Genomic DNA, 4,628 nt, shown 5'->3' on the forward strand with positions numbered 1-4,628 from the left:
CCTAACAACCGGATCTTCATCGCTCTGGAAACTTCGATTTACCACACTCGAAACTTCCGATATTTTGGTGGAGCTAAGCGGGATCGAACCGCTGACCTCTTGCATGCCATGCAAGCGCTCTCCCAGCTGAGCTATAGCCCCAAAGTACACATCACTACGCTGACTTACCACTGTCGTTTTCGCGCTCGTTTCTTCGTTTCAGCGAAGCCAAGATTATATAAACAACCTTGCTTTTCGACAACCCCTTTTTTAACTTTTTCGCGCCCCGTATTTCTACGGAATTACTGCCTGTCGCGACCACCCGTTAAGCCCGCTTGATTTTTGTCTGCGCTGCAGGGAGAACGAGATTATGCTTAATTCCTGGCAGGAGCGCAAGCCCCTGCCAGGAATTTCTTCAAACTTTTTCAGGCAAGCCCGGCCTGGATGCGGCGCAGCACCACCTCGCGCCCGAACAGTTCCAGCACGGCATCGATGCCAGGCGTCTGCAACTGCCCTGCCACCAGCAGGCGCACGGGCATGGCCAGCTTGGGCATCTTCAGGCCGAACTCGGCCAGCACGGCCTTGAAGGCCGCGCCGATTTCCTCGCGCTTCCACTCCGCCAGCGCGGCCAGGCGCGTAGCCAGGGCCTGCAGCGCGGGCTGGATGTCAGCATTGAGATGCTCGGCCTTGAGCGCGGGATCCGGCTGCGGTTCGCCACGATAGAACAACAGCGCTGCCTGCGCCACGTCCTTCAGTGTGTTCGCGCGGTCCTTCACCAGCCCGATCACGCCTTCCAGGCTTGCACCGCCCTCCACCTTGCCGCCGAGCGCCTCGATGAACGGCAGCGTCAACCCGGCCAGGCGTGCGTTATCGCCAACCTTGATATAGTGATTGTTGAGCCAGGCCAGCTTTTCCGGGTTGTACTGCGCCGGTGACTTGCCCAGGTGCTCCAGGTCGAACCACTCGACGAACTGCTCGCGCGAGAAAATCTCGGCATCGCCATGCGCCCAGCCCAGGCGTGCCAGGTAGTTGAGGACGGCCTCAGGCAGGTAGCCTTCGTCACGGTAACCGGTCACGGCCATGGCGCCGTGGCGCTTGCTCATCTTTTCGCCCTGCTCGTTGAGCACGGTCGGCAAATGCGCGTAGACGGGAGGCGTGCCACCCAGCGCGCCAATGATGTTGATCTGGCGCGGCGTGTTGTTGACGTGGTCGTCGCCACGAATCACATGCGTGATCTGCATATCCAGATCGTCGATCACCACGCAGAAATTGTAGGTCGGCGTGCCGTCGGGACGGGCGATCACCAGGTCGTCCAGCTCATCGTTGGATATCTCGATGCGGCCCTTGACCGCGTCGTCCCACACCACGCTGCCGCCGATTGGATTCTTGAAGCGGATCACCGGCTGCACGCCGGCCGGGGGCTCGGGCAGGACCTTGCCCGGCTCGGGGCGCCAGAAGCCGTTGTAGCGCGGCTTCTCGCCGCGCTCGCGCTGGGCTTCGCGCAGCGCGTCCAGCTCCTCGGTGCTCATATAACACGGATAGGCCAGCTCGCTGCCCAGCATCTGCTTGACCACCTCGCGATAGCGGTCCATGCGCTGCATCTGGTAGAACGGCCCCTCGTCGATATCGAGATCCAGCCAGGCCATGCTCTCCAGGATCACATCCACCGACTCCTGGGACGAACGCTCGACGTCGGTGTCCTCGATGCGCAGGATGAAGTCGCCCTTCATGCGGCGGGCAAAGGCCCAGGGATAGAGCGCTGAGCGAATATTGCCGAGGTGGATGAAGCCGGTCGGGCTCGGCGCGAAGCGGGTGCGGACGCGTTGTGTCATATGGGAATGAAACAAAAAAGCCCGCGCACGAATGCGCGCAGGCCGGGGTGTAGGATCGGCACATTATAGCAAGCAGGGCAAGGCGCCCCACCCCGGTTCTCGACGGCATACCGGGAAGCGAGGAATCATTTATGCTCTGCCCGGTCTGAAATGCTGTCGCGCACGCCGCGCGGCTGGCGCCGGCGGCACATTCGTACCGGCTCCCGCGCCAGCTGTGACGATTGCACCACCCCTCCATCCTTCACCTACCCATGCAACGACGCAATTTCCTGGGCGCCGGCGCGGCAGCGCTGCTCGCAGCCTGCAGTTTTGGCCCCAAGCCGGGCACGCTCACCGCACAGCCGGAAGCGCCCGTCGTGCCGCCGCGCCCACTCAAGATCGGCCTGGCCCTGGGCGGCGGTGCCGCGCGCGGCTTCGCCCACATCGGCGTGATCAAGGCGCTCGAGGCCCAGGGCATCCATCCGGACCTGGTCACCGGCACCAGCGCGGGCGCCGTGGTCGCCGCGCTGTATGCCTCCGGCATGAGCGGATTCCAGCTCAACAAGCTGGCGCTGACCATGGACGAAGCCGCCATCGCCGACTGGGCCCTGCCCTTCGGTACCCGCTTCGGCGGCTGGCTCAAGGGCGAGGCACTGCAGAACTACGTGAACCGGCTGATCGCCAATCGCCCTATCGAGTCCATGAAGCTGCCCCTGGGCATCGTCGCCACCGACCTCAAGACGGGCCAGGGCATCCTGTTCCGGCGCGGCAACACCGGCCAGGCCGTGCGCGCGTCGAGCAGCGTGCCGGGCGTGTTCCAGCCGGTCTCGATCCAGGGGCACGACTATGTGGATGGCGGACTGGTCGAGCCGGTGCCGGTGGATTCCGCGCGCACCATGGGCGCGGATTTCGTCATCGCCGTGAACATTTCCGCCGAACCCTCCAGCCAGAAGAATGGCGGCCAGAGCGGCGTCTTGCTGCAAACCACCGCCATCATGGGCCAGTCGATCAACAAGATGGCGCTGGCGCACGCCGACGTGGTGATCCGCCCCGACCTGCCCGACATGGGCGGCAGCGATTTCACCGCGCGCAACCGCGCCATCCTGGCCGGCGAGCAAGCCACCTCGGCGGTCATGGCCAGCCTGCGCGAGAAGCTGGCACAAGCAAGGCTGCGCCCCGCCGGGACCGTGGCCGCGCAGTAAGCGGCATAGCCTCACTGCGTGCGGCCGCCGATCGGCGGCGCACACAATAAAAAAGGACTGCGCGAGGCAGTCCTTTTTTATTGCCCCGAGCGGACAGCACCGGCTGTCCGCCAGGTCGCTCAGCCGCCGTACAGCGAACGGCCGCTGGCGTTGGGATCGAAGCGCTTCAGGGTTTCGACCATATTGCCAAGGTTGTCGGCACCGCCGGCTTCCTGCATGTCGTCGATGCGGCGTGCACCGTTATAGCGCGTCACCCAGTATGAGGCGCGCATATCGTCGACACGGATCTTGCTGCCGGTGGACGGCGCGTGCACGAACTTGTTGTCGCCGATGTAGATGCCCACGTGCGAGAAGGTATGGCGCATGGTGTTGAAGAACACCAGGTCGCCGGGGCGCAGGTCGTTGGCAGCCACCGTGGTGCCGACCTGGCTCATTTCGACCGAGCGGCGCGGCAGCATGAAGCCGAAGGTGTCGTTGAACACATAACGGACAAAGCCGCTGCAATCGAGGCCCGATTCCGGGCTGTTGCCGCCGAAGCGATAACGCACACCGATCAGCCCAAGGGCGTTCATGACGAGATCGCCGGCCTTGCTGGCGACATGGCTGGTGGAGCTCATGACCGAAGACAGCAAGCCGCGCTTGCCTTCCGGATGCGCATCCGCGCTCAGTTCAGTGCGTGCATCGATGCGGGCGTCGGGATCCTTGAACACCGTATCCGCCAGCACTCCATTCGACAGAGTCGCACCGCAGGCTATGGCAATTCCAACGGCGGCGCGCGCCAGGGAATGAAGCACCGTTCGCTGCATTGGTTCTCCTGAAATCGTTCTAGACCAGGCCCGGCTCGACTACGCCAGGCGGGCTTGAAATGGTTGGGGCAGACCGCACGCAAAAAGCAGACCAAGTGACCTCGACCACCTGCGCGCCGTACAAGCGACGCACGAACCACCCCCGAAAATAGTTCTCGCCGGATGGTATAAGGTTGTCATCGACATGTCAAAGTTCGTTACAAAATTCCAGCAAAATGCTTTGGAATCAAGACCATAGAACGAAAGTCGCAGCTACTTTCTCGCTTTTATTATGTCAGCCATGCGTCAATCGGGTGACACCCTGAAATCGGCTGCACCAACTTGAGGCGGGACCGGATCGCTCGCACCAATTTCGGCCGCGCGCATCAGCTTGCGGGTGTATGCGTGCTGCGGGGCGCCCAGCACAACCTCGGTGTCGCCCGCCTCCACCACCTCGCCGGACTTCATCACGATGACCCGGTGCGCCATGGCGCGGACCACGGCCAGGTCATGGCTGATAAACAGGTAGCTCAGGTTGTACTTGCGCTGCAACTGCGACAGCAGCGCAAGCACCTGCTGCTGGATGGACACATCAAGCGCGGACGTGGGTTCATCCAGCACCAGCACCTGCGGCTTGAGGATCAGCACGCGCGCGATTGCGATACGCTGGCGCTGTCCGCCGGAGAACTCGTGTGGATACCGCCCCAGCGCGGTGCGGTCCATCCCCACTTCGCGCAGCGCCTCGGTCACGCGCTGGCGCATGGCGTCGCGCGACAGACCTGGCTGGTGCAGCGCCAGGCCCTCCCCCACAATCTGCTCGATAGTCATGCGCGGCGAGAGCGAACCGAAGG

At 63.3% G+C, this 4,628-nt stretch carries 4 protein-coding genes and 1 tRNA gene; 1 reads left to right on the forward strand and 4 read right to left on the reverse strand.

The genetic code is table 11. The features are described from left to right. Positions 1-65: 65 nt before the first annotated feature. A tRNA-Ala gene (locus tag P3W85_RS12570) sits at positions 66-141 on the reverse strand. Positions 142-404: 263 nt separating this feature from the next. Continuing rightward, on the reverse strand, positions 405-1,811 hold the full coding sequence (gltX, locus tag P3W85_RS12575) for a glutamate--tRNA ligase (RefSeq protein ID WP_017230270.1): 1,407 nt from the start codon (positions 1,809-1,811) through the stop codon (positions 405-407). A 251-nt stretch (positions 1,812-2,062) separates the two neighbouring features. Between gltX and P3W85_RS12580 the strand changes: the two genes are divergently transcribed. Beyond that, the gene (locus P3W85_RS12580; protein ID WP_017230269.1) at positions 2,063-2,992 is read left to right on the forward strand and encodes a patatin-like phospholipase family protein; all 930 of its coding nucleotides are present in this window, start codon (positions 2,063-2,065) and stop codon (positions 2,990-2,992) included. Positions 2,993-3,111: 119 nt separating this feature from the next. Here the strand turns inward: P3W85_RS12580 and P3W85_RS12585 are convergent, their stop codons facing one another. Beyond that, positions 3,112-3,798: a C40 family peptidase gene (locus tag P3W85_RS12585; protein WP_017230268.1), complete on the reverse strand. Its 687-nt coding sequence runs from the start codon at positions 3,796-3,798 to the stop codon at positions 3,112-3,114. A 285-nt stretch (positions 3,799-4,083) separates the two neighbouring features. Continuing rightward, a partial coding sequence (locus P3W85_RS12590; protein ID WP_276265018.1) for an ATP-binding cassette domain-containing protein occupies positions 4,084-4,628 on the reverse strand: 545 nt, incomplete at its 5' end.

The organism is Cupriavidus basilensis, from assembly GCF_029335485.1.
Taxonomy (GTDB): domain Bacteria; phylum Pseudomonadota; class Gammaproteobacteria; order Burkholderiales; family Burkholderiaceae; genus Cupriavidus; species Cupriavidus basilensis_E.

What these genes read in the sequence shown, in the direction of transcription:
- P3W85_RS12580 (WP_017230269.1), top strand. Translation starts at nt 2,063, where the DNA reads ATGCAACGACGCAATTTCCTGGGCGCCGGCGCGGCAGCGCTGCTCGCA.
- P3W85_RS12585 (WP_017230268.1), bottom strand. Translation starts at nt 3,798, where the DNA reads ATGCAGCGAACGGTGCTTCATTCCCTGGCGCGCGCCGCCGTTGGAATT.
- gltX (WP_017230270.1), bottom strand. Translation starts at nt 1,811, where the DNA reads ATGACACAACGCGTCCGCACCCGCTTCGCGCCGAGCCCGACCGGCTTC.